The organism is Frateuria defendens (genome assembly GCF_001182895.1).
GTDB classification, from domain to species: Bacteria; Pseudomonadota; Gammaproteobacteria; order Xanthomonadales; family Rhodanobacteraceae; genus Frateuria_B; species Frateuria_B defendens.
This window is the reverse complement of the sequence record NZ_LFQR01000231.1, coordinates 1-454: the sequence shown is the minus strand read 5'-3', so window position 1 is coordinate 454 and position 454 is coordinate 1. Positions and strand designations below refer to the sequence as shown.

1 protein-coding gene and 1 pseudogene are annotated in these 454 nt (G+C 72.0%); both read right to left on the bottom strand.

From position 1 onward, the window contains the following. Window positions 1-210: hypothetical protein (locus ACH65_RS18075; RefSeq protein ID WP_049624034.1), on the bottom strand; the 210-nt coding region annotated here is incomplete at its 3' end. A 10-nt stretch (window positions 211-220) separates the two neighbouring features. Continuing rightward, window positions 221-454: pseudogene (locus ACH65_RS20390) on the bottom strand (hypothetical protein); the annotation flags it as partial.

Genomic DNA, 454 nt, shown 5'->3' with positions numbered 1-454 from the left:
CAGCGTGGCGGCGGCGGTGCGGCGGAAGTCCTCGAGCGACTGGGCGGCCGTGCGCTGCGAAACGGCTGCGGCATCCTGCACCACCTGGTGGATGGACTGCGCCGCCTGCAGGGTCTGCTGGGTGGCCTTCTCGCCGCGGGTTTCGAGGCTGTCGATGAGCACGGCCAGCCGCACGGCCATTTTCTTGATGTCGTCGGTGCTCGCCTCCATGGATGCTTTCCTAGCGGCTCATGACGGGGCCGGCGGGCGTGGCCGGCTGGGCGTGCGCCTGCTGCTGGGCTTCGAGCAGGGCCTGCTGCGCGCTGGCCTGCGCCTGGTGGTTGACCTCGCGGCCCTGCGCGAGGAAGGCTTGGCCCGCGTCCGACTGCGCGTAAGCCTGGGCGATCTGCCGCGAGGCGGCGTCGTTGCGGCTGGCGGCGGCTGCGTACAGCGCGTCGAACGCCTCGTCGAGCGA